Source organism: Ruegeria sp. CE12 (assembly GCF_056537525.1).
In genome coordinates, this window is the sequence record NZ_JBQFRS010000031.1 from 1 (window position 1) to 2,023 (window position 2,023).

A 2,023-nucleotide genomic window follows, 5' to 3' on the forward strand; every position below is an offset into this window, starting at 1 on the left:
ACTTCACGCGCAATATAGCGTTTCAAGCATCTAATTGCCTCAAGCTTGGAAAGGCCGTCTGCGACGCGCCGCTTCACGTATTGTTGTGTTTTCTCGTCGCATCGCAGACGGCCAATGGCAATGATGTGGAGCGCACTGTTGGCGGCCCGATCTCCTCCACGGTTGAGGCGGTGCCGGTCCGTTTTTCCTGAAGATGCCGGTATGGGACTAACCCCGCATAAGGCGGCGAAGCTTGCCTCAGACTTCAAACGGTTAGGGTTGTCACCTGCTGTGATGAGAAGCTGTGCAGCGGAGTTGTAACTGATTGAGTTGCTCGCGACCAGATCCGGTGCGAGTTCATCGATGATTGACTTAATCATGGTGTCCAGATCAGCGACTTCGTCGTGAAGCTCTATATAGCGGCGCGCCAGAGATTTCAGAGCAATGCGATAAGCCGTTTCCATCTCCCGGTAGCCAGCCATATCCGGTCGCCAGGCAGCTAGTTGTGTTCTCTGAAGAGGTTGTTCATCGCGTTCAGATGTTTGATGTTGGTTTCACCACAAAACAACACAAGAGATCCATGAGATGAACAACCCGCATAAGAATGCCCGAACCACGACGTATAGTCGAGAGCAGATGGTAAAACGAGTGCTGGAACAGCGGCAACCGGTGGAACAGGTTGCCCGGGCGTTTGCAGTCAGTGTTCGCACGGTGCGTAAATGGATTGGCCGCTACCTGGCTGAAGGAAGGGCCGGTCTGGAGAACCGCTCATCACGGCCAAGGTCTGCCGCTGCTGTACAGGCCAGCTGGTGGCGCAAGAAAGCTGAACAACTTCGCAAGGACTACCGTCTGACGGCACAAGAGATCGCGACCAAGCTCAATCTTGCCCGCTCGACAGTTGCGGCTTGGTTGAAGCATGCAGGTCTTGGTAAATTGAAGGCTCTTGATCCCAAGCCACTTGTGCGACGCTATCAACGCGAACGAGCGGGGGAGCTATTACATCTGGACATCAAGAAACTGGGGCGCTTTGAAGGGCACGGTCATCGCATTACAGGCAATCGCAAAGGCCGCACGCCGGGACTTGGCTGGGACTATCTGCATGTGGCCATTGATGATGCCACCCGTCTTGCCTATGTGGAAGTTCTGCCCGATGAGACCCGGCACTCGACCTCAGCTTTTCTTGTCCGCGCTCTGCGCTGGTTTCGCAGACGGGGCGTGGCAGTCGAGCGAGTGATGACGGACAACGGTTCCGGTTACATCGCAAAACTGTTCCGCAGGATACTGCGGATGCTGAATATAAAACACATCCGCACCCGGCCCTACACGCCTAAAACCAACGGAAAAGCCGAACGCTTCATTCAAACCATGCTGCGTGAGTGGGCCTATGCCATCCCGTTTAAATCATCAAGAGCCAGAAAACAGGATCTGCCAAGATGGGTGAACTGGTACAACACTCAACGCACCCACATGGGCATTAACAATCAAACCCCAATTCAGGCCTTAAATGGAACAACCTAACCAGATTCCACACCTAGGCATCTTCCGCATTTCAAATTTAATGATGAGGCTGTCAAAAAATCTCTGATCAGATTTATCAAGCTTAATGAGCGGTTTCCGGGACATTTTGAGTCCTTCGTATTCAGTACCAATCATGAAATGTGGACTGAGAAAGAGAACAGTTCTAACCTGGTTTGGCTTCTCGATGCAGTGAAAGATGCCCCGTCAATTAAAGGCTTAAGGAAAAACAACTCGAAAAGAAGTGCAGTTGTGGATCTCGCTGAGGCGGCTGAAGTTGACGTCGACTGTGTCATCAATACTTTAATAAAAACAAAGTGTGTATCTCGGAGAGAAGATGTCGGAACGATAGAGCGGGCAGTGCATGATGCAATTGTGGAATGCGAACAATGCTCAGAGCTACCGCATCGGACTGTGCTGCAATTAGCAGACGATCTGATAGCTGCGGCGTTTCATGCTTCCGCAAAGGGACGCAATGCGCTCGTACCTAGATTATACGCCGCTGATGCAGACTATGATACTGTCTTCA

At 51.8% G+C, this 2,023-nt stretch carries 2 protein-coding genes and 1 pseudogene; 2 read left to right on the top strand and 1 reads right to left on the bottom strand.

What is annotated here, in order from left to right:
* Positions 1-482 (bottom strand): annotated as a pseudogene (locus ACR0IO_RS22840) (transposase); the annotation flags it as partial.
* 82 nt (positions 483-564) lie between these two features.
* Between ACR0IO_RS22840 and ACR0IO_RS22845 the strand changes: the two are divergent.
* On the top strand, positions 565-1,497 hold the full coding sequence (locus ACR0IO_RS22845) for an IS481 family transposase (RefSeq protein ID WP_480745117.1): 933 nt from the start codon (positions 565-567) through the stop codon (positions 1,495-1,497).
* A 138-nt stretch (positions 1,498-1,635) separates the two neighbouring features.
* A partial coding sequence (locus tag ACR0IO_RS22850; RefSeq protein WP_480745119.1) for a hypothetical protein occupies positions 1,636-2,023 on the top strand: 388 nt, incomplete at its 3' end.